The organism is Streptomyces sp. F001 (assembly GCF_004187715.1).
Lineage (GTDB): Bacteria > Actinomycetota > Actinomycetes > Streptomycetales > Streptomycetaceae > Streptomyces > Streptomyces flavusporus.
In genome coordinates, this window is sequence record NZ_QZWF01000001.1 from 1604989 (window position 1) to 1631150 (window position 26162).

Below are 26162 nucleotides of genomic sequence, written 5' to 3' on the forward strand. Positions count from 1 at the left end.
CAGTCAGGGGGTGGGCTCGGTGACCTGCTCCACAACGCTCGTCCCGTTGCCCTGCTGCGACTCCCACTCCCAGGTCTCCTCCAGCCGCACCCGCCCGTCGGGCAGCTCGACGACCTTGGACTCGCAGTGCCCCGAGGACGTCGTCCCGTCCTGCTTGAGCTGCACGTACCGGAAGTCGAGCCGGTCGCCCTCCCGGGTCCCCACCAGGTACCCGCGCACGACGTCGCCGCCCGCGTACTCGGCCCAGATCTCGCCGTCCTGCTCGTGGTACGTGAACCGGGTGCGGGTACCCACCTGACCCGGTGCCTGGTCGGCTACCGGGGCGAGGACGAGGCCGTCGAGCGAGCGGGGCATGACAACAGGCTCCCTTACAGAGGCGTGGATGCAGAGGCTAGGGTGGCCAACGTAGAGCACTCGCGGGAGCCCGGACGCACCGGGCTGAGAGGGAGGCTGGCGGCCTCCGACCGTACGAACCTGATCCGGGTCATGCCGGCGAAGGGAGGGGCGCAGCGCCCGTGTCGTCATCCACAGGTACGTCGGACGTCCTCGTCATCGGGGGCGGAATCATCGGTCTGGTCACGGCCTGGCGGGCCGCGCAACGCGGCTTCGCGACCGCCGTCGTGGACCCCGAACCCGGCGGCGGGGCCGCCCAGGTGGCGGCGGGCATGCTGGCCGCCGTCACGGAACTGCACTACGGCGAGCAGACCCTGCTCGGCCTGAACCTGGCCTCGGCCCGCCGCTATCCGGACTTCGCGGCCGAGCTCACCGAGCTCACCGGCCACGACCTCGGCTACCGCCAGTGCGGCACGCTCGCCGTCGCCCTGGACGCCGACGACCGCGTCCATCTGCGGGAACTGCACGCCCTGCAACGGCAGTCGGGCCTGGACTCCGAGTGGCTGTCCGGGCGGGACTGCCGGCGCCTGGAGCCGATGCTCGCCCCGGGTGTGCGCGGCGGGCTGCGGGTCGACGGCGACCACCAGATCGACCCGCGGCGGCTCACGGGGGCGCTGGTGGCCGCGTGCGAGCGGGCGGGCGTGGTCTTCCACCGGGAGTGGGCGGAAAGGCTCGTGGTCGTACGGGACCGGGCCGCGGGAGTCGTCACGCGCGCGGGCACCGAGCTGGCCGCCGGGCAGGTGGTCCTGGCCGCGGGGAGCCTCAGCGGGCGGCTCGCGGGTGTCCCGGACGCCGTCCTGCCTCCGGTACGGCCCGTGAAGGGGCAGGTGCTGCGGCTGACCGTGCCGCAGCGGTACGCGCCGTTCCTGAGCCGGACCGTGCGCGCGGTCGTCCGCGGCAGCCATGTCTATCTGGTGCCGCGCGAGAGCGGCGAGCTGGTCGTCGGGGCGACCAGTGAGGAGCTCGGCTGGGACACGACGGTCACGGCCGGGGGCGTGTACCAGCTGCTGCGGGACGCGCACGAGCTGGTGCCCGGCATCACCGAGCTGCCGCTGACCGAGACGCGGGCCGGACTGCGCCCCGGCTCGCCCGACAACGCGCCCCTTCTCGGACCGACCGGTCTTGACGGGCTGCTGCTGGCCACCGGGCACTACCGCAACGGTGTCCTGCTGACTCCCGTCACCGGCGACGTCATGGCACATGTGCTCACGACCGGTGAACTCCCGGACGTGGCCCGCCCCTTCACCCCGAAACGCTTCGGCACAGTACTCACGGAGCAGCCCGCATGAACATCCACGGAGCAGCCGGCATGACCATCTCCGTCAACGGCGAGCCGCGCGAGGTCGAGCCCGGCACGGCTCTCGACGTCCTGGTGAAGACCCTCACGGCAGCCCCCTCCGGAGTGGCCGCCGCCCTCAACGAAACCGTCGTCCCGCGCGCGCAGTGGCCGGCCACACCCCTCTCCGAGGGGGACCGTGTCGAAGTCCTCACCGCCGTCCAAGGAGGCTGACCCATGGCCGACGATCCCTTTGTCCTGGGTGGTACGACCTTCACGTCCCGGCTGATCATGGGCACCGGGGGTGCGCCCAGCCTCGACGTGCTGGAGCGGGCGCTGGTGGCTTCCGGAACGGAGCTGACCACGGTGGCCATGCGGCGGGTGAATCCCGATGTGCACGGGTCCGTGCTGTCGGTGCTGGACCGGCTGGGGATTCGGGTGCTGCCGAACACCGCGGGGTGTTTCACCGCGGGTGAGGCCGTGCTCACGGCCCGGCTGGCGCGGGAGGCGCTCGGGACGGAGCTGGTCAAGCTGGAGGTCATCGCCGACGAGCGGACGCTGCTGCCGGATCCGATCGAGCTGCTGGAGGCGGCTCAGACGCTGGTGGACGACGGGTTCACGGTGCTGCCGTACACGAACGACGATCCCGTGCTGGCGCGGAAGCTTCAGGACGTGGGCTGTGCCGCGATCATGCCGCTGGGATCGCCGATCGGGTCGGGGCTCGGGATTCGCAATCCGCACAACTTCCAGTTGATCGTGGAGCACGCGCGTGTGCCGGTGATTCTGGATGCGGGGGCCGGTACGGCGTCGGACGCGGCGTTCGCGATGGAGCTGGGGTGCGCGGGTGTGATGCTCGCCTCGGCCGTGACGCGGGCGCAGGAGCCGGTGCTGATGGCGGACGCCATGCGGCATGCCGTGGAGGCGGGACGGCTGGCGTTCCGGGCGGGGCGGATTCCGCGGCGGCACTTCGCGGAGGCGTCTTCTCCTGTGGAGGGGATCGCCGCGTTGGATCCTGAACGGCCCGCGTTCTAGGTTCGTGGGTTGCGTCACAGGTGCGCTTCAAGTGGGCCCTCAACAAGGCTGAACGGGGCGGTGTGTCGGTGGCGGCTCGTACACTCGCCTGCGTGGACACGACCCTTCAGGACCCTCTCGTCGGGCAGTTGCTCGACGGCCGTTATCGCGTCGACGCGAGGATCGCGGTCGGCGGGATGGCCACGGTCTACCGGGCCGTGGACACCCGTCTGGACCGGGTCCTCGCGCTCAAGGTGATGCATCCGACGCTCGCGACGGACGGCACGTTCGTCGAGCGGTTCATCCGCGAGGCCAAGTCGGTCGCCCGGCTCGCCCACCCCAACGTCGTCCAGGTGTTCGACCAGGGCGCCGACGGGTCGTACGTCTACCTGGCCATGGAGTACGTCTCCGGCTGCACCCTGCGTGATGTGCTGCGCGAGCGCGGGGCACTGCAGCCGCGGGCCGCGCTGGACATCCTGGAGCCGGTCCTCGCCGCGCTCGGCGCCGCGCACCGCGCCGGGTTCGTGCACCGCGACATGAAGCCGGAGAACGTCCTGATAGGGGACGACGGCCGGGTCAAGGTCGCCGACTTCGGGCTGGTCCGGGCGGTGGACACGGTCACCAGCACCACCGGCTCCGTCCTCGGCACGGTGTCCTACCTCGCACCGGAGCAGATCGAGCAGGGCAGCGCCGACCCCCGTGTCGACGTGTACGCGTGCGGTGTCGTGCTGTACGAGATGCTGACCGGCGCCAAGCCGCACTCCGGGGACTCCCCCGCCCAGGTGCTCTACAAGCACATCCACGACGACGTCCCGCCGCCCTCGGCCGCCGTGCCGGGCCTGGCGTACGAGCTGGACGAGCTGGTCGCCTCGGCGACATCGCGCACCCCGGACGTCCGCCCGCACGACGCGGTGGCGCTGCTCGCCCGGGTCCGCGAGGCGCGTGGCGCGCTCGGCGCGGACCAGCTCGACGCGATGCCGCCGCAGGCGCTCACCGCGGAACACGACAACGCCGACGACCGTACGAGTGTGATCCCGCGCGCACTGACCGCGCTGCGGCAGCTGCCCGTCAACGAGGACGACCAGCCCCCACTCAACCGGACCAGCCGGTTCCAGGCCCCGCCGGCTCCGCCGCGTTCGGCCCCGCCCCGGCGCACGCTGTTCACGATCATCGCCGCCGTCCTGCTGGTGCTCGGCGTCGGCACGGGCGTCTGGTACATCAATTCCGGCCAGTTCACCAAGGTCCCGCCGCTGCTGGCGAAGACCGAGGCCGAGGCCAAGGACCGGCTCGCGAACGCCGGGCTCGAGGTCGGGCAGATCGAGCACGCCTACAGCGACACCGTGAAGCGCGGCACGGTCATCAGCACCGACCCGGCGCCGGGCGCCCGGATCCGGCACAACGACTCCGTCGCACTCACCATCTCCGACGGCCCGCAGACGGTGAAGGTGCCCGATCTGGCGGGCTACCGGCTGGACAAGGCGCGCGACCTGCTGAAGGACAGCGGGCTGGAGCCGGGCATGGTGACCCGGGAGTTCAGCGACGACGTCACCAAGGGGTTCGTGATCGGCTCGGACCCGCAGACGGGCACTCAGACCCGCGCGGGCACGGCGATCGCGCTCACCGTCAGCAAGGGCAGCCCGGTGGACGTCCCGGACGTCACCGGCCGCGACCTGGACGACGCCCGAAGCGAGCTCCAGGAGGCCGGCCTCAAGGTGCGCATCGCGTCCCAGCGGGTCAACTCGGAGTACGACGCGGGCCAGGTCGCCCGGCAGTCGCCGCAGGCCGACAGCCAGGCCGCCGAGGGCGACACGGTGACGCTGACGCTGTCCAAGGGCCCGGAGATGGTCGAGGTTCCGGACGTGGTCGGTGACAGCGTCGACGAGGCCAGGCAGCAGCTGGAGGACGCCGGCTTCCAGGTCGACGAGGACCGCGGTCTGCTCGGGCTGTTCGGCGACGAGGTGAAGGGCCAGTCGGTGGAGGGCGGCGACACGGCTCCCAAGGGGTCGACGATCACCATCGAGATCGGCTGACGGGGCACGCGCGGGGACATGACACCCTGAACGCGTGAAGAGCCAACACCCCTCCCGCAATCCCGTCGGCGGTCACGTCCCCGTCGCCGGCGGTCTGCACTCCGTAGGCCTGACGTACGCCCACGACCTCAAGGCCGAGACCGTGCAGGTCTTCGTCGCCAACCCGCGCGGCTGGGCCACACCCGTCGGGAATCCGGCGCAGGACGAGGCGTTCCGGGAGGTATGCACGGCGGAGTCGATACCGGCCTATGTGCATGCGCCGTACCTGATCAACTTCGGCTCGCACACCGAGGCCACCGTGGAGAGGTCGGTGGAGTCGCTGCGGCACTCGCTGCGGCGCGGGCGGGAGATCGGCGCACGGGGCGTGGTCGTGCACACCGGGAGCGCGACCGGTGGCCGGGACCGCTCGGTGGCCCTGAAGCAGGTACGGGAGTACCTGCTGCCGCTGCTGGACGAGCTCACCCATGACGACGATCCGTATCTGCTGCTGGAGTCCACGGCGGGACAGGGCGCCTCCCTGTGTTCGCGCACCTGGGACTTCGGGCCGTACTTCGAGGCCCTGGACGCCCATCCGAAGCTGGGGGTCTGTCTCGACACCTGCCATGTCTTCGCCGCCGGACACGATCTGACCGGCCCGAACGGCATGCACCAGACGCTGGACCTGCTGGTGGACACGGTCGGCGAGGGCCGGCTGAAACTGATCCATGCCAACGACTCCAAGGACGTGGCGGGCGCGCACAAGGACCGGCACGAGAACATCGGCGCCGGACGCATCGGCGAGGACCCGTTCCGGGCGCTGATGACCCACCCCGCCACCGAGGGCGTACCGCTGATCATCGAGACACCCGGCGGCAAGGAAGGGCACGCGGCGGACGTGGCCCGGCTGAAGAGGCTCAGGGACGACGGCTGACGCCGAAGGTCACAGCTCGGGGCCGTCCCCGGGCTCCTCCTGGTAGGAGTAGCGCTGTTCCTTCCAGGGGTCGCCGATGTTGTGGTAGCCGCGTTCCTCCCAGAAGCCGCGGCGGTCGGCGGTCATGTACTCCACACCGCGGACCCACTTGGGGCCCTTCCAGGCGTACAGGTGCGGGACGATGAGCCGCAGCGGGAAGCCGTGCTCCGCGGTCAGCAGTTCGCCGTCCTTGTGGGTGGCGAAAATCGTGCGCTCGGACGCGAAGTCCGACAGGCGCAGATTGGAGCTGAAGCCGTACTCCGCCCACACCATCACATGGGTGACATTCGGGGCAGGCGGGGCGATCTCCAGGATGGTCCGCGCGGGGATTCCACCCCACTCCGCGCCGAGCATGCTGAACTTCGTGACGCAGTGCAGATCGGCCACTACGGTGGTGTGGGGCAGGGCCGTGAACTCGTCGTGGTTCCAGCAGTGCTTCTCACCGTCGGCGGTGGCGCCGAAGACCCTGAACTCCCAGCGTTCGGGCCGGAACTTGGGTACCGGCCCGTAGTGCGTGACCGGCCAGCCGCGCTGCACTCGCTGCCCCGGCGGAAGCTCGCACTGTGCTGCTTCTCCAGATTCGCGCCCCACCGGATGACCCATGGCTCCATCCTGACAGACCCGGCGCAGTGCACTTGACCAGCCCGGTCCAGAATCGGGCAACCCATACTAAGCATGGACTTACTTACTAAGTCCCCACTTACTGGACGATCTTCGACACTCGGTGCAATCATGCGGCGGCAACCTCCCATTCCCCACGCGGAAGGAGCCGCTGCCATGCAGGGCGACCCCGAGGTCATCGAGTTTCTCAACGAGCAGCTCACCGGCGAGCTGACCGCGATCAACCAGTACTTCCTGCACGCGAAGATGCAGGAGAACCTCGGCTGGTACAAGCTCGCGAAGTACACCCGGAGCGAGTCGTTCGACGAGATGAAGCACGCCGAGATGCTCACCGACCGGATCCTGTTCCTGGAGGGACTGCCCAACTACCAGCGGCTGTTCCACGTACGGGTGGGGCAGACCGTCAAGGAGATGTTCGAGGCGGACCGGCAGGTCGAGGTGGAGGCGATGGACCGGCTCAAGCGCGGTATCGAGGTGATGCGCAACAAGGGCGACATCACGTCCGCGAACATCTTCGAGTCGATCCTCGCGGACGAGGAACACCACATCGACTATCTCGACACCCAGCTGGATCTGGTGGAGAAGCTCGGTGAGGCGCTGTACATCTCGCAGCTGGTCGAGCAGCCGGACAGCTGAGCGACCGCCCGAAGGCTACGCGGCCTCGTCCAGGCCTGCGACCTCGGACAGCACCGGCTTGCCCTGGTCGGCCAGCTCCCGGCGCGGGCACGCGCCCCTGCCGAGGAGCGCCTGGATCCGGCGTACGCACGAGCCGCAGTCGGTCCCCGCCTTGCAGGCCGACGCTATCTGGCGTGGGGTGCAGGCGCCGTTCTCCGCGTGCTGCTTGACCTGCTGCTCGGTGATGCCGAAGCAACTGCAGACGAACACGCGGTCCACCTCCCGCCGGGATCAAAGGGTCGTGCCGTAACCGATGGAGCACGGGCCCGCTTGATCGGTGAGGCAAACCTAACCTTACCCGTCACGGGGGTGCCGTAAAAGTGGGAGGGGGCGCGGATCGTATGTGATCCGCGCCCCACCACACCGTCCGTAACGGGTCGACAACAGGTCGACCGCTACTGGTCCCGGTACATCTCCGCGACGAGGAACGCCAGGTCCAGCGACTGGCTGCGGTTCAGCCGCGGGTCGCAGGCCGTCTCGTAGCGCTGGTGCAGATCGTCGACGAAGATCTCGTCGCCGCCGCCCACGCACTCGGTGACGTCGTCGCCGGTCAGCTCCACGTGGATGCCGCCCGGGTGGGTGCCCAGCGCCTTGTGGACCTCGAAGAAGCCCTTGACCTCGTCGAGCACGTCGTCGAAGCGGCGGGTCTTGTGACCGGAGGCCGCCTCGAAGGTGTTGCCGTGCATCGGGTCGGTCACCCAGGCCACGGTCGCGCCGGACGCGGTGACCTTCTCGACCAGCTCGGGCAGCCTGTCGCGGACCTTGTCGGCGCCCATGCGGACGATGAAGGTCAGCCGGCCGGGCTCCCGCTCGGGGTCGAGGCGGTCGATGTACTGCAGTGCCTCCTCCGCCGTCGTCGTCGGGCCGAGCTTGACGCCGATCGGGTTGCGGATCTTCGACGCGAACTCGATGTGCGCGCCGTCCAGCTGGCGGGTGCGCTCACCGATCCACACCATGTGCCCGGAGACGTCGTACAGCTGCCCCGTACGTGAATCGACCCTGGTCAGCGCGGACTCGTAGTCGAGCAGCAGCGCCTCGTGCGAGGAGTAGAACTCGACGGTCTTGAACTCCTCCGGGTCGGCCCCGCAGGCGTGCATGAAGTTCAGCGCCTGGTCGATCTCGCGCGCCAGCTGCTCGTAGCGCTGCCCGGACGGGGACGACTTCACGAAGTCCTGGTTCCAGGCGTGCACCTGGCGCAGGTCGGCGTAGCCGCCGGTGGTGAAGGCGCGCACCAGGTTGAGCGTGGAGGCGGACGCGTGGTACATCCGCTTCAGGCGCTCGGGGTCCGGGACGCGGGCCGCCTCCGTGAAGTCGAAGCCGTTGACGGAGTCGCCGCGGTAGGACGGCAGCGTCACGCCGTCACGGGTCTCGGTCGGCTTGGAGCGCGGCTTGGAGTACTGGCCGGCGATCCGGCCCACCTTCACGACGGGCACGGACGCGGCGTACGTCAGCACCGCGCCCATCTGGAGCAGGGTCTTGAGCTTGTTGCGGATCTGGTCCGCGGACACCGCGTCGAAGGCTTCGGCGCAGTCGCCGCCCTGGAGGAGGAACGCCTCTCCCTTGGCGACGGCCGCCATCCGGGCGCGCAGCTGGTCGCACTCGCCCGCGAAGACGAGCGGCGGATACGACTCGAGGTCCGCGATCACTGCGCGCAGAGCCTCGGCGTCGGGGTACTCGGGCTGCTGCGCCGCGGGCAGGTTTCGCCAGGTGTTGCCAGCGCTCGCGCTGGTCTTAGCGTTCACGGTCACGACGTCAACATTACGGGGTGATGTCCGGCTTCCGGCCCGGTGCCCAGCAAATGAGACACCAGTTACGGTCTGCGGACATGGGGTAGGGTGCGACTCATGTTCGCGCACTCGCACCAGACCTGGTGGTGGACCGCTTCTCCGGCGGCCCACTGACTGCGCGTACCCAAGACTTCGCGAAGGCCGCCCGAGGGGCGGCCTTCGGTGTTTTCGCGACCGGGCCGCTCCTCTCTCAGAGACCCTCACAGAAGGAGCTCCCGTGAACCTGCTCGAACTGCTCGACGATCCCCGCCCCTTCGCCCTGCTCCGCCGCCGCGCTCCCGGCCACGACCACGATGTGGTGGAGCTGCTGCTCGGCCCGGTCAGGACGTACGACCGGCTCGCCGACCTCCCCGACGAGGGCCTGGCCCTGGTGCCCTTCCGTCAGATCCGCGAGCGTGGCTTCGACGTCCGTGACGACGGCACACCGCTGGTGGCGCTGATGCCGGAGGAGACGTACGAGATCCCGCTCGCCGAGGCCCTGACCCGGCTCCCCGCGCACGAGGTGCGGGTCGAGGGCGGCGGGTTCGACGTCGGCGACGAGGAGTACGCGGAGATCGTCGGGCGGGTGCTGCGGGAGGAGATCGGGCGGGGGGAGGGCGCGAACTTCGTGATCCGGCGGACGTACGGGGGCCGGATCCCGGGGTTCGGCAGGGCCGATGCCCTCGCTCTCTTCCGGCGGCTCCTCGAGGGCGAGCGGGGCGCGTACTGGACGTTCGTCGTGCACACCGGGGACCGGACGCTGGTCGGCGCCAGCCCGGAGGTGCACGTACGGATGTCCGGCGGCACGGTCGTGATGAACCCGATCAGCGGGACGTACCGCTATCCCGCCGAAGGGCCGACGCCCGAGCACCTGCTCGGCTTCCTCGCCGACGGCAAGGAGACCGAGGAGCTGTCGATGGTCGTCGACGAGGAGCTGAAGATGATGTGCACCGTCGGCGACATGGGCGGGGTCGTCGTCGGGCCGCGGCTGAAGGAGATGGCGCACCTCGCGCACACCGAGTACGAGCTGCGCGGGCGGTCGTCGCTGGATGTGCGGGAGGTGCTGAAGGAGACCATGTTCGCGGCGACCGTGACCGGCTCACCCGTGCAGAACGCCTGCCGGGTCATCGAGCGGCACGAGACCGGCGGGCGGGGTTACTACGCCGGTGCGCTGGCGCTGACCGGGCGCGACGCCGGGGGTGCCCAGACCCTCGACTCCCCCATCCTCATCCGCACCGCCGACATCGACACGGACGGGCGGCTGCGGGTGCCGGTCGGCGCGACGCTGGTACGGGGCTCGGACCCGGCGGGCGAGGTCGCGGAGACGCACGCGAAGGCGGCGGGCGTGCTGGCGGCTCTGGGGGTACGGCCGTCCAGGCCGCGCGAGGAGCGGGCGCGGCCCCGGCTGGCCGACGACCCTCGGGTGCGGGCGGCGCTGGACGGGCGGCGGGCCGCGCTCGCGCCCTTCTGGCTGCGGATGCAGAAGAGGTCGGACGCCCTGGCGGGCCACGCGCTGGTCGTCGACGGCGAGGACACCTTCACGGCCATGCTCGCGCATGTGCTGCGGTCGTCGGGGCTCACGGTCACCGTGCGGAGGTACGACGAGCCGGGGCTGCGGGATGCCGTGCTCGCGCACGGAGGGCCGCTCGTGCTCGGCCCCGGGCCCGGTGACCCGTCCGACCTGACCGATCCCAAGATGCGGTTTCTCCGGGACCTCACCGCCGAGGTGATCCGGGAACACCGGCACGGTGTGCTCGGTGTGTGCCTCGGGCACGAGCTGATCGCGGCCGAGCTGGGCCTGGAGATCGTACGGAAGGACGTGCCGTACCAGGGGGCGCAGACGACGATCGACCTGTTCGGGCGGGCCGAGACCGTCGGCTTCTACAACAGCTTCGTGGCGCGCTGCGACGACGAGGCGGCCGGGGAGCTGGCCGCGCACGGCATCGAGCTCAGCCGGAGCGCGACCGGCGAGGTGCACGCGCTGCGCGGGCCACGTCGTGCCGGAGGCGCGCCGATGAATGCCGTCGCCGGGGTGCAGTTCCACCCGGAGTCGGTGCTGACGCTGAACGGCGCCGCGGTCGTGGAGCAGCTGGTCGGTCAGCTGCGCGGCACCAGCACGTTCTCGGAGCGGCGGCCCGCCGTGTAGTCGAGGACGTTGCGCACCGTCGTCTCGACGATCTGGCCGACCGCCTCCTGCGTGTAGTACGCCTGGTGTGAGGTGACCAGGACGTTCGGGAAGGTGACGAGGCGGGCCAGGGTGTCGTCCTCGATGGCCTCCAGGGACTTGTCGAGGAAGAACAGGCCCGCCTCCGCCTCGTACACGTCGAGGCCGACCCCCGTGAAGCGGCCTGCGCGCAGTTCACGTACGAGGGCAGCGGTGTCGATGAGGCCGCCGCGGCTGGAATTCACCAGGATCACGTCGTTCTTCATCGTCTTCAGGGCGTCCGCGTCGATGAGGTGCTGGGTTTCCGGCATGAGGGGGACGTGCAGGGTGACCAGGTCGGACTCGGCGAGCAGTTGTTCCTTGGGGACGTACCGCATGCCGAGCTGCATGCACGTGGGGTTCTCGGCGATGTCCCAGCCGAGCAGCCGCATGCCGAAGCCGTGCGCGATCCGGGCGAACGCCTCGCCGATCTTGCCGGTGCCGAGGACGCCCGCGGTGCGGCCGTGCATGTCGCGGCCCATCAGGCCGTCGAGACGGAAGTCGAAGTCGCGGGTGCGGGTGGAGGCGCGGACGATACGGCGGTTGACCGCCATGGCGAGGGTCCAGGCGAACTCGGCGACCGCGTACGGGGAGTAGTACGAGACACGGGCGACCGTCATGCCGAGGCGTTCGGCGACGGTGAGGTCGATGTTGTTGAAGCCGGTGGAACGCTGGGCGATCATGCGGGTTCCGGCGGCGGCGAGGGCCTCCAGGACGCGCGGGCCGAGATCGGCGTTGACGCTGGTGGAGATCACCTCGTGGCCGGCAGCGATGGGGACGGTGTCCTCGTTGAGGAAGACGTCCAGGCAGCGGACCTCGTGGTGGGCCTGGAAGGCCTGCTCGATCAGGGGCTTTTCGTCGGCCTGTACGCCGAAGGCCAGGATCTCCACGGGTGCCCTCCGGGGATTCACCGGAATTGTTGCCGTACGAGGCGAATATACGGGGCTGTGGGTGGGCGTGCTCGGGGGTCGGTTCGCTCACCGGCGCCGAGAGGGGGCCGCCTGAGCGGCGGCGAGGACGACCACAGCGTGCTCGGGCGACCCCGCATCCGTACCCCGGCCCGCCCGGCCGCCGCCCGGACCAGCGCGGTGAGCGCACGTGCCTGGGCGGATCCGGGCGGGCAGGGCCGTGCCGTCGCGCACGACGGGCCGGACAGTGGCGAGTTGACGAGGTGTCAGCCGAAGAACACCCCGACCTCCTCGTAGAGCTTCAGGTCGACCGTCTTCAGCCGGGCCGTGGCCTCGGCGATCGGGACACGGACGATGTCCGTGCCGCGCAGGGCGACCATCGTGCCGAAGTCGCCGTCGCGGACGCAGTCGATGGCGTGCAGTCCGAAGCGGGTGGCGAGCCAGCGGTCGAAGGCGCTGGGGGTGCCGCCGCGCTGGACGTGCCCGAGGACCGTGGTGCGGGCCTCCTTACCGGTCCGTTTCTCGATCTCCTTGGCCAGCCACTCGCCGACGCCGGACAGTCGCACATGCCCGAAGGAGTCGAGGGACTCGTCCTTGAGCACCATGTCGCCGTCCTTCGGCACGGCCCCTTCCGCGACGACCACGATGGGCGCGTACGACGCCTTGAAGCGGGAGGTCACCCAGGCGCACACCTGGTCGACGTCGAAGCGCTGTTCGGGGATGAGGATGACGTTGGCGCCGCCGGCCAGTCCCGAGTGGATCGCTATCCAGCCGGTGTGACGGCCCATCACCTCGACGACCAGGACGCGCATATGGGACTCGGCAGTGGTGTGCAGCCGGTCGATGGCCTCGGTCGCGATGCCGACCGCCGTGTCGAAGCCGAAGGTGTAGTCCGTGGCGGACAGGTCGTTGTCGATCGTCTTCGGGACCCCGACGCAGGGCACGCCGTACTCGTCGGACAGCCGCGCGGCGACGCCCAGGGTGTCCTCGCCGCCGATCGTGATGAGCGCGTCGACCTCCTGCTTGGCGAGGTTCTCCTTGATCCGTGCGATACCGCCCTCGTGCTGGAACGGATTGGTGCGCGAGGAGCCGAGGATGGTGCCGCCGCGGGGCAGGATGCCGCGCACGGCCGGGATGCCGAGGCGCATGAGGTCACCGTCGAGCGGACCGCGCCAGCCGTCCCGGAAGCCGACGAAGTCATAGCCGTACTCCTGCACGCCCTTACGGACGATGGCCCGGATGACGGCGTTGAGCCCGGGGCAGTCGCCGCCTCCGGTCAGTACTCCGACCCGCATGGAATTGTCCCTTCGCCGCGGTGGTCGTATGCCCTGCGAGCACGCTAATGGTGATGCAGGTCACTACGGCATGGTCCGTGCGGGCAATTCCGGGGAATGGCCCAGCGGTTGGGGCCACGTGGCTCACTCCTCGGAGCCCAGGCGGCTCACTCCTCGTCGAGTCCGCGCTCTATCGCGTACCGCACCAGCTCCACCCGGTTGTGCAACTGGAGCTTGCCGAGGGTGTTCTGGACGTGGTTCTGCACCGTGCGGTGGGAGATCACCAGTCGTTCCGCGATCTGCTTGTAGCTCAGGCCCTTGGCGACCAGCCGCAGCACCTCGGTCTCGCGTTCGGTCAGCCGCGGCGCCCTGGGCTCGTCGGTGTCCGGTCCCGCGCCGGGTGCCGGGTCGGAGGCGAGGCGGCGGTACTCGCCGAGGACCAGGCCGGCGAGGCCCGGTGTGAAGACCGGGTCGCCGACCGCCGTGCGGCGCACCGCGTCCAGCAGTTCTTCGGTGGAGGCCGACTTCAGCAGATAGCCGGTGGCACCGGACTTCACGGCCTCCAGTACGTCGGCGTGCTCGCCGCTCGCGGACAGGACCAGGACCCGCAGGGCGGGGTTGTGGGCCACCAGCTCCTTGCAGACCTGGACGCCGGGCTTGGCGGGCAGATTGAGGTCGAGGACGAGAACGTCGGGTGCGGCGGCCTTGGCGCGCCGGACCGCCTGTTCGCCGTCGCCCGCGGTGGCGACCACCTCGAAGCCGGACTCGGTCAGGTCGCGGGCGACGGCATCGCGCCACATGGGGTGGTCGTCGACCACCATCACCTTGATCGTGCCCTGGTGCTCACTCATCGCCGCCCCCGCGCCATCGTCGTGTCCTTCGGTACCTTCAGCTCGACTTCCGTGCCCTGTCCAGGGGTTGAGACCAGTTCGGCCGTGCCGCCCAGGTCGCGCAGCCGGCCGCGGATCGACAGGGCCACCCCGAGCCGCCCCTCACCCTCGGCCTGGGCGAGCCGGCCCTCGGGAATGCCCGGGCCGTCGTCGCGTACGGTCACGATCACCGAGTCGGGTTCGTCCTCGACGAGGATCCAGGCCCGGGCGCCCTCCCCGGCGTGCTTGCGGACGTTGTCCAGGGCGGCCGCGACGGCCGCGGCCAGCTCCCGCGCGGCATTCGGCGGCAGCAGCACAGGCGCACCGGGCTCGGCGAGGCTGGTCCGGGCGCCGGCGTACGGGACGAGCAGCGCGCGCACATCGACCGGGCCGTCGTCCTCCGGCTCCTCGACGGTGCGTACGACCGCCCCCTCGGCGGTGTCCTCCGACACCCGGGGGACGGGCACCAGCCCGCCGGAGACCAGGGTGCGCAGCGCCACCTCCTGCTCGCCGGCCAGCCGGCCCAGCTCGGCCGCCTCACCGCCGATCACCGCTCCGCGCCGCTGCACCATCGCCAGCACCTGGAGGACGCTGTCATGGATGTCCCGGGCGAGCCGTTCCCGCTCGCGGGTCGCGGCCTCGATCTCCAGGGCGCGGGCGAGGGTGCGCTCGGAGGCGCGGGCGACCTCCACGACGTAGCCGATGGCGATGGAGGCGATCCAGACGAGCAGCACCATGTGGACGGTGTCGCGGGTCGGTACGCCGGACCGGTGGACCAGGTTGGCGGCGGCGACCAGCGTGGAGGCGAAGGCCGCCCAGCGCCAGCCCCCCTTGATCGCGAACGCCAGCACGGCACCCGCGGTCCAGATCGACGGCAGGGTCGGCGCACTGGCGTCGATCCGCTCGGGGGTCTCGGCGACCCGGGTGAGCAGGATGCCGGTCAGGGCAATGGCGAGGTCGACGGTGAGGAAGGGCTTGGTGCAGCTCGCGGCGCTCGCGACCCTGGGCAGGGTGGCCAGGGTCCAGACGGCCAGTACCGCGAAGTAGGCGATGGCCACCCGAGGGCGGGCGACCTCGTCGTACGCGCTGATGAAGAGCCCGATCGCGTACACCATCGTCAGGACGCGGTAGCCCATGAGCGCACGCCACAGCGGCTGCTCGACCGACATCCTCATGACGCGCTCACGCCTGGCCATGTCCCCCCACCCCGGCTCGGCCCGTCCCTGCTGGAAGGCCTGTTCCTACTGGTCGGCCTGATCCTTTTCCTTCTGCGCCTGTTCCTTCTCGGCCTGCGCGAGCGCGGCCTTGGCCGCCTTGGCCGCTTCCTTCTCCGCCTTGGCCGCCTCCGCGATCTGCCGCTTGGCGGCGGTCGCGTACATGTCGACGTACTCCTGGCCGGAGAGCTTCATGATTTCGTACATGACCTCGTCGGTCACCGCGCGGAGCACGAATCGGTCGTGCTCCATGCCCTGGTAGCGGCGGAAGTCCAGCGGCTTGCCGATGCGGATGCCCGGCCGCATCAGCTTCGGCATGACCTTCCCGGGCGGCTGGATCTTCTCCGTGTCGATCATCGCGACCGGGATGACGGGCGCGCCGGTGGCCAGCGCCACGCGCGCGAGGCCGCCGGGCTTGCCGCGGTAGAGGCGACCGTCCGGCGAGCGGGTGCCCTCCGGATAGATGCCGAACAGCTCACCGCGCTCGATGACCTCGATCCCGCTCCTGATCGCCGCCTCGCCCGCGCCGCGGGCCCCGGAGCGGTCCACCGGCAGCTGGCCGAGGCCCTTGAAGATGGCGGCGGTCAGCCGGCCCTTGATGCCGGGGGTCGTGAAGTACTCGGCCTTCGCGATGAAGGTGACCTTGCGGTCGAGGACCGCGGGCAGGAAGAACGAGTCGGAGAAGGAGAGGTGATTGCTCGCAAGGATCGCGGGGCCCTCGGCGGGTACGTTCTCCAGGCCCTCCACCCAGGGCCGGAAGACGAGCTTCAGCGGACCCCCGACGGAAACCTTCATCGCGCCGTACAACAACCGAGTGCCTCCTGTGTCTGTAAATCAGACCTTAACCCGGCGGCCGGGCGAAGAGGCCGACGGCCCTGGTCGGTGTCAGTGCGGTCGCGTACGGTGATGCACACCTGGACTCGTTCTCGCCCCTCTCATGAACAGGAGACCGAAGGTGCCGGTCCTTCCTGGAGCCGAGCCGTACCGCCATGACGGCGGGGAGGTCGGCGTCCTGCTCTGCCACGGCTTCACCGGTTCACCCCAGTCACTGCGCCCCTGGGCGGAGTATCTCGCCGGGCACGGTCTGACCGTCGCCCTGCCGCTGCTTCCCGGGCACGGCACACGCTGGGAGGACATGCAGCTCACGGGCTGGCAGGACTGGTACGCCGAGGTGGACCGCGAGCTGCGTGCCCTGCGCGAGCGCTGCGCGCAGGTGTTCGTGTTCGGTCTGTCCATGGGCGGCGCCCTGGCCTTGCGGCTCGCCGCCAGGCACGGGGACGCGGTCAGCGGCGTCGTGGTCGTCAACCCGGGGAACAAGGTGCACGGCCTGTCGGCGTACGCCCTTCCGGTGGCCCGGCATCTCGTCCGGACGACGAAGGGCATCACCAGCGACATAGCCAAGCCGGGCGTGGAGGAGATCGGCTACGACCGGGTGCCACTGCACGCGGCGCACTCCCTGCGGATCTTCTTCCGCCTGGTCGACGGCGAGTTGCCGCAGGTCACCCAGCCGCTGCTGCTTCTGCACAGCCCGCAGGACCATGTGGTGCCGCCGGCCGACTCGGCGCGCATCCTCAGCCGGGTCTCGTCGACGGACGTGACGGAGCTGCTGCTGGAACAGAGCTACCACGTGGCGACGTTGGACCACGATGCGGACCGGATCTTCGAGGAGAGTCTCGCGTTCATCGGCCGGCTCGCACCCAGTGTCGGCAAGGAAGGGACGGCGGCAGGTGGCTGAGCACGACTCCGACCGCGAGGACCGCGAGGAGCGCGACGAGCGGCAGGAGCGGGAGGACCGCACCGGCCGGCCGGACCGGGAGCATCGCGAGTCCGGCGAGCAGAACGTGCCGTTCGACGAGGAGGCCGCCTGGGCGGCGATCGTCGCCGGATACGGGGACGAGCCGCCGGACCCGCCGGGCGCCAAGCCGTTCAAGTCGGTCGAGGACCTGGCGCTGCTGGAGCCCGAGACCAACGACAGCAAGGGCAGCAAGGGCGACACGGCCCAGAATGAGCCGGAGCCCAAGCAGGAGACGCCCAAGCCGCTCGGCAGCTCCGTCAGCTTCGCCCCCGGCGTGAGCGGCGGTCCGCGCGACTACAGCCTGCAGGAGCCGTCCGACGACGACCTCGGTGAGGACGACGAGGGCCACTTCGTGCCGCCGGAGCCGCCGCCGCTGCCCTCCGCCGACGCCACCGCCAAGTTCGCGTGGCTGGGTGTGATCGGCGGCCCCGTGCTGTTTCTGCTGGCGGTGCTGCTCGGCTGGGACATGACGTGGTGGCTGACCACACTCGGCATCGGCGGCTTCCTGGGCGGCTTCGCGACGCTGGTGATGCGGATGCGCACGGACGACGAGGACGACGACGATCCGGGTCGGGGCGCGGTGGTCTGACCCGCTTACGCCGGTGGAATTCTGAGGGCGGCCAGGACCGGAAGGTGATCCGTGGCCGCCCTCAAGTCCCGCTCCGTCACACCCCGGTATCCCCACGGAACACCACAGCCCAGGACCTCGATGCCCTCGGTCGCGAAGATCGCGTCGATGCGCTGATGGGGGTCGGTCGGTGTCGAGGTGTACTCGCTGCCCCAGGGCGCGACGGCCCAGCAGTCCTGGAGGCTGTCGGCCAGGCGTCGGAAGGTGGGCCCGCCGGGGCGTTCGTTGAGGTCGCCGCCGGCGATGGCGTGCTCGGCACCCAGCCCGGCGAGCCGGTCCAGGAGCATGCCGCCCTGCGCGGACCGCTCGTCCTTCTGCAGCGAGAGATGGCAGCTCAGGACACCGATGCGGGCGCCGCCGAAGCGGACCACCGCGGTCGCGAAACCTCGCCGGTGCAGGCCGGGGGTGAGCGGCAGCAGGACGTCCTCGGTGCGCTCGACCGTGGCGCGCAGGGAGCACAGCAGGGCGGGCCCCGCCGCGGGGGCGCCGCCCGAGAGGATCACCTGTCCCGACGCGGCCGCGAGCCGGGCCAGCTTCTTGCGCCAGCGGAAGAACCGCGGGGCCTCCTGAACGAGGACGAGGTCGGGCTCGCAGGCACTGATCACCCGGGCGAGCGCGTCGGTGTCGTCGCGCATGGAGCGGATGTTGTAGCTGAGCACCCGGATCACGGCCGAACCGTCGGCTCCGGTACCGGAGTTGGGCAGCGGACTCGTCGTCATGGCGATCAAGATACGACGGGGCCCGCCGTCCCCGGGCGGGGCTCGGCGGGCACGGTCGTACCGGACTGCGGCGTCACATGATCGGGTCGGGCTCGCGGGCCAGGTCCGCGGCGCCGACCAGGCCGGCCTTGTTGCCGAGCTGGGCGGCGATCACATCGGCGACCGGGCGCCAGTTGCCGCCGACCAGCCAGCGCTTGTACGACTTGCGGATGGGGTCGAGGACCAGCTCGCCCTCCTCCGACAGGCCGCCGCCGACGATGAAGGCGGACGGGTCGAAGAGGGAGGCCAGGTCGGCGAGGCCGGCGCCGGCCCAGCGGGCGAGCTCGCGGTAGGAGTCGACGGCGACCGGGTCGCCCTGGCGGGCGGCCATGGAGATGTGCTTGCCCTCGATGCCCTCGGGGGTGCCGTCACCGAGGGAGAGCAGCACCTCGGCGTTCTCGGGGGTGGCGTTGGCGCGCTGCTTGGCGTACCGGACGAGCGCGCGCCCGGAGGCATACTGCTCCCAGCAGCCCTGCGAGCCGCAGCCGCACAGCAGGCCGTCCGGCACCATCCGGATGTGACCGAACTCGGCGGCCACGCCGTAGTGCCCGCGGCGCAGCTTGTTGCCGATGATGATGCCGCCGCCGAGGCCGGTGCCGAGCGTGATGCAGATGACGTTGCGGTGGCCCTTGCCCGCGCCGAACTTGTACTCGCCCCAGGCTGCGGCGTTGGCGTCGTTCTCCACGACGACGGGCAGGTCGACGCGCGCCTCGACCTTCTCCTTCAGCGGCTCCTGGCGCCAGTCGATGTTGGGGGCGAAGTAGACCGTCGAGCGCTGGCGGTTGACGTACCCGGCGGCACCGATGCCCACGCCGACGATCTCGTGCCCCGCGCGTGCGCCCTCCACCGCCGAGGCGATGGCATCCACGATGGCCTCGGGCGTGGTGGGGGTCGGCACCTTGAAGGTCGAGAGGATGTTGCCTTCCTCGTCGACCACGCCGGCCGCGATCTTCGTGCCGCCGATGTCGACGCCGATGGTGAGTCCCATGAATCCCTCAGTTTCGGTCGAGCCCCGCTATGGCCAACCGTACCCGAGGCCCTGTCGTCGGGTGCCCGCCGTCCGCCCGGAGGGCGGGGCCGGTGACGACCGGGTCAGTGGCCGTCAGTCCAAGTCGATGCGTTGGCCGGGGCCGGTGCCCTCGCCCCGGTCGTCGCGGTCGTCGGGCTCGTCCAGCTCGTCCATGCGGCCGGTCCAGCGGCGCTCCTGTGCCTCGACCGCGGAGCGGTAGGCGGCGAGCAGCTCGTTGCCGGCCGCTGCCAGGTGCTCGAAGACATCCGGGTTGCGTTCGATGACGGGCTCGACGGCGGCCTTCGCCTGCTGGACGACCTGCTGCAGCATCTGCTGGGCGGCGGGCCCGGCGACCGCCCCGAGCAGCGGGGACTGCAGACCGGACAGCTTGTCCGCGACGGTGTCGACGAGCCGGCGCAGCTCCTCGGCGGCCGAGCCCGCGGGCGGGCCGTACTGGGCACGGATGCGGGCCTTCTCCGCTGCGAGGTCCTCGGCACACGCGGTCGCCCAGGCGTCGTCGTCGGTGACCGACGGCACCTCGTCGGCCGCCTGCTCCTGAGCGGCGTCGGACGGGGGGCGCTCTTCGCTCATGGCGGACTCCTGACTACGGCTTGTCCCTACGACGTTACCCGAACGGCGGTAGCCGCTTCACCGTGCCGCGGGCCACAGCCCGGGGTCCGGTGCGAAGCGGATGCGCAGCTCGTCGTCGCGCAGGGCCGCGCCGTCGACGGTGCAGCGGCGCAGGGCGGACGGCAGGGGGAGGACTCGGCGGAACTGTCCGGCGGTGACGACGAGTTCGTCGCCGCGCCGGACGAGGTCGAGGTCCTCGCGTACGGCTCCGGGCAGCGGGATGTGCCAGACGAGCACGCCGTCCGGGGCGAGCCGGTCGACGACGGGCCGGTCGACCCTGGCGTCGGCCGGCCCGGCCTCCGGCACGGCGAGCGCCAGCAGGTCGTCGGGGCCGCGCGGGTCGCGGCCCAGGTGAGCGACGGTGCGGACGTCGTACGAGGTCTGCCAGTCGTCGATGACCTTGCGCTGCTGGGCGAGCGGACCGGCGAGCCAGCCGTCCCCGCCCTCTTCCGGGAACACCCGGTTGGCGATCAGCCGGTCCGGGCGCAGGCCACGCAGGGCGAGGCCGAGGGCGGCGGTGTGGACGGCGTCGGCGCCGGCCGGGGAGGGTTCGGCGATCAGCCGTACGGTCGTGTCCCGGTCCGCGAGGACCGCCTCCACGGCGGCGAGTTCGACGTCCCAGCGGGCGGCCGTCTCGTACAGCCACTCCGCGGGCATGGGGACGCCGGCGAGCCGGCCGAGGACGGGACGCAGGGCGCGGGCCGCCTGGCGTTCGGGCGGAAGCAGACGGCGCAGATAGCGGCGGAGCTCCTCCGGGAGGGCGAGCAGGTCGAGGGCGTGGGGGAGGGGCGGCAGGTCCACCACGAGGAGGTCGTGGCGCTCGGCGAGGGCGGCGTCGCGCAGGGCGCGGAGTACGGCGATCTCCTCGGCGCCGGGCAGGGGGGTGAGCTCCTCCGGGTCGAGGCGGGAGGCGCCGAGGAGGTCGAGGGCGGCGGAGGCGCGGTCCTGGAGGGCGGCGAGGTCGTCCCGGAAGCCGGCGGCCGGGTCGGGGCGCCAGGCGGCGAGGTGCGGGGCGATCTCGACCGGGGCCGGGCCGGTCGCCGCGCCCAGGGCCGCGCCGAGGGTGTCGGTGCGGTCGGTGCCCAGGAGGAGGGTGCGGGTGCCCTGGCGGGCGGCGGCGAGCGCGGTGGCTGCGGCGACGGTGGTACGGCCGGTGCCGCCTGGGCCGGTGATCAGGATGGTGCGCATGGGGCTGAACGGTACCGGGGGTTGGGCGTGGACTTGGTTCCTGTGTGCCCGGCGGTGCGGGTGGGCATGGGCCGGGGGTGCGCAGCCCGGCGCTTGCGGGGTGCCGCCCGCGCCCACCCGTGCCGCCCTGCGGCACAACTGCCCGCGGACTACGCGGCACGACTGTCCGCGGCTTGACGCTACTCCCCCGACTCCACGCGCTTCTTCAGGCCCGCCAATGCTCGGTCGATGATGACCTTCTCGGCCTTGCGCTTGATCATGCCCAGCATGGGGATCTTGACGTCGACGGTGAGCTGGTAGGTCACCTCAGTGCCGCCCGTGCCCGCCGGCTTCAGGAGGTACGAGCCGTCCAGCGACCGCAGCATCTGGGACTTCACCAGCGTCCAGGAGACCTCGTGGTCGCCGGTCCAGGTGTACGCCAGCACCTGGTCGTCCTTGATCGCGCCGGCGTCCATGACGAGGCGGACCTGCTCGGCGCGTCCCTGGGCGTCGGTCTCGAGGACCGCGGCCTCCTTCACCTCACCGGTCCAGTCCGGGTAGCGGGCGAAGTCGGCGATCACCGCCATGACGTCGGCCGGGGACGCCTCGATCTCGATGCTCGAGCTGGTGTGTTCCGCCATCGCCGTGGCTCCTCCAGATGCGGTCCGGCAAGAGGTGGTCGTGCGCACGTGTGTGCAGCGTGAAGGCTACCGCGCGCCGACCGGCCCGACGTCACCCCTACCTGGGCATACCGGAGGCGGACTCACCATTCCAGCGCCCACGGCCGCCCCGTCCCGGCGAAGTGCCCCACGTTCACGCACTCGGTCGCCCCGATCCGCATCCGCCGGACGAGCGGCTGGTGCACATGGCCGAAGAGTGAATAGCGGGGCCGGGTGCGGCGGATGGCGTCGAGCAACGCCCGGCTGCCCCGCTCGAAGCGCCGCGCCACCGTGTCGTAGACCAGCTCCGGCACCTCCGGCGGGATGTGCGTGCACAACACGTCGACCTCGCCCAGCGCCTCGATCTTCGCCGCGTACTCCTCGTCGCTGATCTCGTACGGCGTCCGCATCGGTGTGCGCAGCCCGCCGCCGACGAAGCCGAAGACCCAGCCCCCGATCTCCACCCGCTCCCCGTCGAGCACGGTCGTACCGGGACCGGCGTACTCCCGCCACAGTGGCGGCATGTCGACATTGCCGTAGGTGGCATACGTCGGCGTGGGGAACGCGGCGAACAGTTCGGCGTACTGCTTGCGCACCGCCTGTTCGATCACCGCCGCCCGGTCCTCCCCGGCCCCGGCCCACAGCCGGGCACCGAACTCGCGGGCCTCCTCGTAGCGGCGGGCGGTGCGCAGGGCGACGATGCGGTCCGCGTTCTCGACGCCGAACAGGTCGGGGAAGATGCCGCGCGAGTGGTCGGCGTAGTCGAGGAAGAGGACCAGGTCCCCGAGGCAGACGAGCGCGTCCGCACCGTCGCCGGCCCGTGCCAGGTCACGCGCGTTGCCGTGCACATCGCTGACCACGTGGATGCGCGTCCTGCGGTTACCGGCTGGTGTGGGTGCCATGGCGATCAAGGGTAGGCGTGTGGGACATACGTGAACAGTGGCGGCCGGACCTGCGATTACTCGCCAGTGGGGAAAACCGTGGACTACTGTGCGTGCAGGAACACCAATCAGTGTGACGCAGCGAACATCTCGCCGGGCCCCCCTGTCGTAGACGCCATACCGGCGGGTAACGTCCGGGCAGTCCAGTCGTGCTCAGGTTTTCAACAAGTGGGCCCCTACGACTCATGATGGATCCCTGAGCACCTGCCCGAGCCTTGGACCGGACCGTCGCATCACACAACGTCGTGGCGCCGGCGCCCTATGAGGAGCAGCAGTCTTGCGCGAGTTCAGCCTTCCGGCTTTGTACGAGGTCCCCTCGGACGGCAATCTGACCGACATCGTCCGCAGAAACGCCGCGCAGCATCCCGACGTCGCCGTGATCGCCCGCAAGGTCGGCGGCAGCTGGCAGGACGTGACGGCCACCGCCTTCCTCACCGAGGTACGAGCTGCCGCCAAGGGGCTCATCGCCGCCGGCGTCCAGCCGGGCGACCGGGTCGGCCTGATGTCCCGGACGCGTTACGAGTGGACGCTCCTCGACTTCGCGATCTGGAGCGCGGGCGCGGTCACCGTGCCGGTGTACGAGACCAGTTCGCCGGAGCAGGTGGCCTGGATCCTCGGCGACTCGGGTGCGACGGCCTGCATCGTGGAGCTGGACGGGCACGCGGCCGCCGTCGAGTCGGTGCGCGACCGGCTGCCCGCCCTCAAGCACGTCTGGCAGATCGAGGCCGGCGGTGTCGAGGAGCTGGGCCGCCTGGGCAGGGGCCTGAGCGACGACACGGTCGAGGAGCGCAGCTCGCTGGCGAAGGCCGACGACCCGGCGACGATCGTCTACACCTCCGGCACCACCGGCCGCCCCAAGGGCTGCGTGCTCACCCACCGCAGCTTCTTCGCCGAGTGCGGCAACATCGTCGAGCGGCTGCGCCCGCTGTTCCGTACCGGCGAGTGCAGCGTGCTGCTGTTCCTGCCGCTGGCGCATGTCTTCGGCCGGCTGGTCCAGGTCGCGCCGATGATGGCGCCGATCAAGCTGGGCTGCGTCCCGGACATCAAGAACCTCACGGACGAACTGGCCGCGTTCCGGCCGACGCTGATCCTGGGCGTGCCGCGCGTCTTCGAGAAGGTCTACAACTCGGCCCGTGCCAAGGCGCAGGCGGACGGCAAGGGCAAGATCTTCGACAAGGCGGCGGACACGGCGATCGCGTACAGCAAGGCGCTGGACACCCCGTCCGGCCCGTCGCTCGGTCTGAAGATCAAGTACAAGGCCTTCGACAAGCTCGTCTACAGCAAGCTGCGCGCGGTGCTCGGCGGTCGCGGGGAGTACGCCATCTCCGGCGGCGCCCCGCTGGGCGAGCGGCTCGGGCACTTCTTCCGCGGCATCGGCTTCACGGTCCTGGAGGGCTACGGCCTGACCGAGTCCTGTGCCGCCACCGCCTTCAACCCCTGGGACCGGCAGAAGATCGGCACGGTCGGTCAGCCGCTGCCGGGTTCGGTGGTGCGGATCGCGGACGACGGGGAGGTGCTGCTGCACGGTGAGCACCTGTTCAAGGAGTACTGGAACAACCCGGGCGCGACCGAGGAGGCCCTGGCCGACGGCTGGTTCCACACCGGCGACATCGGCACCCTCGACGAGGACGGCTACCTCAGGATCACCGGACGCAAGAAGGAGATCATCGTCACCGCCGGCGGCAAGAACGTCGCCCCGGCCGTGATCGAGGACCGGATCCGCGCGCACGCCCTCGTGGCGGAGTGCATGGTGGTCGGCGACGCGCGGCCGTTCGTGGGCGCGCTGATCACCATCGACGAGGAGTTCCTGGGCCGTTGGACGGCCGAGCACGGCAAGCCGGCCGGATCCACCGCGGCCTCGCTGAAGGACGACCCCGACCTGCTGGCCGCGATCCAGACCGCGGTCGACGACGGCAACGCCGCCGTGTCGAAGGCGGAGTCGGTACGCAAGTTCCGCATTCTCCCCTCGCAGTTCACCGAGGAGTCGGGCTACCTCACGCCGTCGCTGAAGCTGAAGCGGAACGTGGTGGCGAAGGACTTCGCGTCCGAGATCGAGGCCATCTACCAGAAGTAGACAAGGCATGTGACGCAGCGTCATGGCGCGGGCCCCGGCAACGGGACCCGCGCCATCGCTGCTACAACAGCTCCTTCAGCCGCTCCGCGAGCAGATCCCAGCGCCACTTCTCCTCGACCCAGCTCCGGCCCCGCTCCCCCATCCGGCGGCGCAGTTCGGAGTCCCCGAGGAGGGTGACGATCCGGTCGGCGGCGTCCTCGGCGGAGCCGCCCCGTACGACCCAGCCGGTCTCCCCGTCGAGCACCGCGTCGGGCGCGCCGCCGGAGTCCCCGGCGACGACGGGCAGGCCGGTCGCGGACGCCTCCAGGTAGACGATGCCGAGGCCCTCGACGTCGAGCCCGCCGCGCCGGGTGCGGCACGGCATGGCGAAGACGTCGCCGGCGCCGTAGTGGGCGGGCAGCTCCGACCAGGGCACCGCGCCGGTGAAGACGACCGACTCCTCGACCCGGGTCTCCCGCGCGAGTTTGCGCAGCTCCTTCTCGTACGGCCCGCCGCCGACGATCAGCAGGACCGCGTCGGGCTCCTTGGCCAGGATCCGCGGCATGGCGAGGATGAGCGTGTCCTGGCCCTTGCGCGGCACGAGCCGGGAGACGCACACGACCACCGGCCGGTCGGTGAGTCCGAGCCGGGCGCGCACCCGGTCGCCGCCGGAGTCCGGATGGAAGGTCCTCTCGTCGACCCCGGGCGGCAGTTGCACCATGCGGGCGGTGGCGTCCGGGGTCAGCGCGGTGGCGATCCGTGACCGGGTGTACTCGCCGAGGTAGGTGATGGTGTCCGTGGACTCGCCGATCCGGCGCAGCAGGTGCCGCGCGGCGGGCAGTTGAGCCCAGCCGGCCTCGTGCCCGTGGGTGGTGGCCACCAGCCGCTCGGCACCTGCCCTGCGCAGCGCCGGTGCCATCAGCCCGAGCGGCGCCGCCGCCCCGAACCACACCGACGTACATCCGTGCGCCCGCAGCAGCGCGACGGCCTGGCGGGTCGCGGCGGGCGTCGGCAGCAGCATGGTCGTCCGGTCGCGCACGACGGTGAAGGGCTGCTCGGCGTCGAAGGCGGCCGTCGCCTCGAGGCCCTCCCGGCCGCGCTTCCAGGTGGAGGCGTAGACGACGAACCGCTCGGGGTCGAGCCGGAGTGCCATGTTGTGCAGAAATGCCTGAATACCGCCCGGCCGGGGCGGGAAGTCATTCGTCACGATCAGGGTCTTGCGCATCGACGCCGACCTTACCCAACGTACACTCGCAGCTCGGTACGGCCGCGCTGCACGGCTCTCGCACAGGCGGCCGGGAGATCATGGCCCCGCACACGAGGGGCAGCGCCC

General features: G+C 71.0%; 26 protein-coding genes and 1 riboswitch. Of the genes, 10 read left to right on the forward strand and 16 right to left on the reverse strand.

Translation table 11 applies throughout. The annotated features are described in order from the left end of the window. Positions 1–3: 3 nt before the first annotated feature. Positions 4–354: a hypothetical protein gene (locus StrepF001_RS07400; RefSeq protein ID WP_129797429.1), complete on the reverse strand. Its 351-nt coding sequence runs from the start codon at positions 352–354 to the stop codon at positions 4–6. A 52-nt stretch (positions 355–406) separates the two neighbouring features. Then, a riboswitch (TPP riboswitch) is annotated at positions 407–519 on the forward strand. Between StrepF001_RS07400 and thiO the strand changes: the two genes are divergently transcribed. The 5 genes from thiO to StrepF001_RS07425 all read left to right on the forward strand — a co-directional run bounded on the left by thiO (position 516) and on the right by StrepF001_RS07425 (position 5620). After that, positions 516–1682, forward strand: coding sequence for a glycine oxidase ThiO (thiO, locus tag StrepF001_RS07405; protein WP_129797430.1), 1167 nt, complete (start codon positions 516–518; stop codon positions 1680–1682). (Overlaps the previous riboswitch by 4 nt.) A gap of 20 nt (positions 1683–1702) precedes the next feature. Beyond that, the gene (gene thiS, locus StrepF001_RS07410) at positions 1703–1903 is read left to right on the forward strand and encodes a sulfur carrier protein ThiS (RefSeq protein WP_129797544.1); all 201 of its coding nucleotides are present in this window, start codon (positions 1703–1705) and stop codon (positions 1901–1903) included. Positions 1904–1906: 3 nt separating this feature from the next. Next, on the forward strand, positions 1907–2701 hold the full coding sequence (locus tag StrepF001_RS07415; RefSeq protein WP_129797431.1) for a thiazole synthase: 795 nt from the start codon (positions 1907–1909) through the stop codon (positions 2699–2701). A gap of 92 nt (positions 2702–2793) precedes the next feature. Further along, positions 2794–4710: a Stk1 family PASTA domain-containing Ser/Thr kinase gene (gene pknB, locus StrepF001_RS07420; protein ID WP_165396171.1), complete on the forward strand. Its 1917-nt coding sequence runs from the start codon at positions 2794–2796 to the stop codon at positions 4708–4710. A 34-nt stretch (positions 4711–4744) separates the two neighbouring features. After that, positions 4745–5620 carry a deoxyribonuclease IV gene (locus StrepF001_RS07425; protein WP_129797432.1) on the forward strand — a complete coding sequence of 292 codons (876 nt, stop codon included), beginning with the start codon at positions 4745–4747 and terminating at the stop codon, positions 5618–5620. 9 nt (positions 5621–5629) lie between these two features. Here StrepF001_RS07425 and StrepF001_RS07430 read toward each other — a convergent pair whose 3' ends face one another. Further along, positions 5630–6262 carry a sulfite oxidase-like oxidoreductase gene (locus StrepF001_RS07430; RefSeq protein WP_129797433.1) on the reverse strand — a complete coding sequence of 211 codons (633 nt, stop codon included), beginning with the start codon at positions 6260–6262 and terminating at the stop codon, positions 5630–5632. 174 nt (positions 6263–6436) lie between these two features. Here StrepF001_RS07430 and bfr point away from each other — a divergent pair, with 174 nt between their 5' ends. Continuing rightward, complete coding sequence (bfr, locus tag StrepF001_RS07435) at positions 6437–6916, forward strand: bacterioferritin (RefSeq protein ID WP_129797434.1); 480 nt, start codon at positions 6437–6439, stop codon at positions 6914–6916. 15 nt (positions 6917–6931) lie between these two features. On the opposite strand, the gene StrepF001_RS07440 is transcribed toward bfr, so the two are convergent. Beyond that, entirely contained in the window at positions 6932–7165 is a 234-nt protein-coding gene (locus tag StrepF001_RS07440) for a (2Fe-2S)-binding protein (RefSeq protein WP_206306777.1), read from the reverse strand. A 185-nt stretch (positions 7166–7350) separates the two neighbouring features. Further along, complete coding sequence (locus StrepF001_RS07445; protein WP_129797436.1) at positions 7351–8703, reverse strand: 3-deoxy-7-phosphoheptulonate synthase class II; 1353 nt, start codon at positions 8701–8703, stop codon at positions 7351–7353. Between the two features lie 256 nt (positions 8704–8959). On the opposite strand from StrepF001_RS07445, the gene StrepF001_RS07455 reads away from it, so the two are divergent. Then, the gene (locus StrepF001_RS07455; RefSeq protein WP_129797437.1) at positions 8960–10867 is read left to right on the forward strand and encodes an anthranilate synthase family protein; all 1908 of its coding nucleotides are present in this window, start codon (positions 8960–8962) and stop codon (positions 10865–10867) included. On the opposite strand, the gene StrepF001_RS07460 is transcribed toward StrepF001_RS07455, so the two are convergent. The 5 genes from StrepF001_RS07460 to StrepF001_RS07480 all read right to left on the reverse strand — a co-directional run bounded on the left by StrepF001_RS07460 (position 10819) and on the right by StrepF001_RS07480 (position 15984). Then, positions 10819–11814, reverse strand: coding sequence for a 2-hydroxyacid dehydrogenase (locus StrepF001_RS07460; RefSeq protein ID WP_129797438.1), 996 nt, complete (start codon positions 11812–11814; stop codon positions 10819–10821). The two genes, StrepF001_RS07455 and StrepF001_RS07460, sit on opposite strands and share 49 nt — an antisense overlap. Positions 11815–12098: 284 nt before the next feature. Next, positions 12099–13127, reverse strand: a complete 1029-nt coding sequence (locus tag StrepF001_RS07465; protein WP_129797439.1) for a 6-phosphofructokinase — start codon at positions 13125–13127, stop codon at positions 12099–12101. A gap of 146 nt (positions 13128–13273) precedes the next feature. Next, the gene (locus StrepF001_RS07470) at positions 13274–13957 is read right to left on the reverse strand and encodes a response regulator transcription factor (RefSeq protein WP_129797440.1); all 684 of its coding nucleotides are present in this window, start codon (positions 13955–13957) and stop codon (positions 13274–13276) included. Continuing rightward, positions 13954–15171 (reverse strand): DUF5931 domain-containing protein, encoded by a 1218-nt coding sequence (locus StrepF001_RS07475; protein WP_129797441.1) that lies wholly within the window; start codon positions 15169–15171, stop codon positions 13954–13956. The genes StrepF001_RS07470 and StrepF001_RS07475 overlap by 4 nt, the downstream gene beginning before the upstream one ends. Positions 15172–15216: 45 nt before the next feature. Further along, positions 15217–15984: a lysophospholipid acyltransferase family protein gene (locus StrepF001_RS07480; RefSeq protein WP_129797442.1), complete on the reverse strand. Its 768-nt coding sequence runs from the start codon at positions 15982–15984 to the stop codon at positions 15217–15219. Between the two features lie 160 nt (positions 15985–16144). On the opposite strand from StrepF001_RS07480, the gene StrepF001_RS07485 reads away from it, so the two are divergent. Further along, on the forward strand, positions 16145–16924 hold the full coding sequence (locus StrepF001_RS07485) for an alpha/beta fold hydrolase (RefSeq protein ID WP_129797443.1): 780 nt from the start codon (positions 16145–16147) through the stop codon (positions 16922–16924). Next, positions 16917–17573 carry a hypothetical protein gene (locus StrepF001_RS07490; RefSeq protein ID WP_129797444.1) on the forward strand — a complete coding sequence of 219 codons (657 nt, stop codon included), beginning with the start codon at positions 16917–16919 and terminating at the stop codon, positions 17571–17573. Before StrepF001_RS07485 ends, StrepF001_RS07490 begins: the two co-directional genes overlap by 8 nt. 5 nt (positions 17574–17578) lie before the next feature. Here StrepF001_RS07490 and StrepF001_RS07495 read toward each other — a convergent pair whose 3' ends face one another. From StrepF001_RS07495 to StrepF001_RS07520, 6 genes are all read right to left on the reverse strand, one after another. Next, entirely contained in the window at positions 17579–18331 is a 753-nt protein-coding gene (locus tag StrepF001_RS07495; protein ID WP_129797445.1) for an endonuclease/exonuclease/phosphatase family protein, read from the reverse strand. Between the two features lie 73 nt (positions 18332–18404). Continuing rightward, positions 18405–19358 (reverse strand): ROK family glucokinase, encoded by a 954-nt coding sequence (locus tag StrepF001_RS07500; RefSeq protein ID WP_129797446.1) that lies wholly within the window; start codon positions 19356–19358, stop codon positions 18405–18407. Between the two features lie 114 nt (positions 19359–19472). Continuing rightward, on the reverse strand, positions 19473–19970 hold the full coding sequence (locus tag StrepF001_RS07505) for a DUF5304 domain-containing protein (protein WP_129797447.1): 498 nt from the start codon (positions 19968–19970) through the stop codon (positions 19473–19475). Between the two features lie 57 nt (positions 19971–20027). Next, positions 20028–21197 carry an ArsA family ATPase gene (locus tag StrepF001_RS07510; protein ID WP_129797448.1) on the reverse strand — a complete coding sequence of 390 codons (1170 nt, stop codon included), beginning with the start codon at positions 21195–21197 and terminating at the stop codon, positions 20028–20030. 179 nt (positions 21198–21376) lie between these two features. Next, on the reverse strand, positions 21377–21817 hold the full coding sequence (locus tag StrepF001_RS07515) for an SRPBCC family protein (RefSeq protein WP_129797449.1): 441 nt from the start codon (positions 21815–21817) through the stop codon (positions 21377–21379). Between the two features lie 122 nt (positions 21818–21939). Next, a complete protein-coding gene (locus StrepF001_RS07520; protein ID WP_129797450.1) occupies positions 21940–22737 on the reverse strand; it encodes a metallophosphoesterase in 798 nt (265 codons plus the stop codon). Positions 22738–23053: 316 nt separating this feature from the next. Between StrepF001_RS07520 and StrepF001_RS07525 the strand changes: the two genes are divergently transcribed. After that, a complete protein-coding gene (locus tag StrepF001_RS07525; protein WP_129797451.1) occupies positions 23054–24850 on the forward strand; it encodes an AMP-dependent synthetase/ligase in 1797 nt (598 codons plus the stop codon). A 61-nt stretch (positions 24851–24911) separates the two neighbouring features. Here StrepF001_RS07525 and StrepF001_RS07530 read toward each other — a convergent pair whose 3' ends face one another. Then, on the reverse strand, positions 24912–26054 hold the full coding sequence (locus StrepF001_RS07530) for a glycosyltransferase family 4 protein (protein ID WP_129797452.1): 1143 nt from the start codon (positions 26052–26054) through the stop codon (positions 24912–24914). Between the last annotated feature and the right edge of the window lie 108 nt (positions 26055–26162).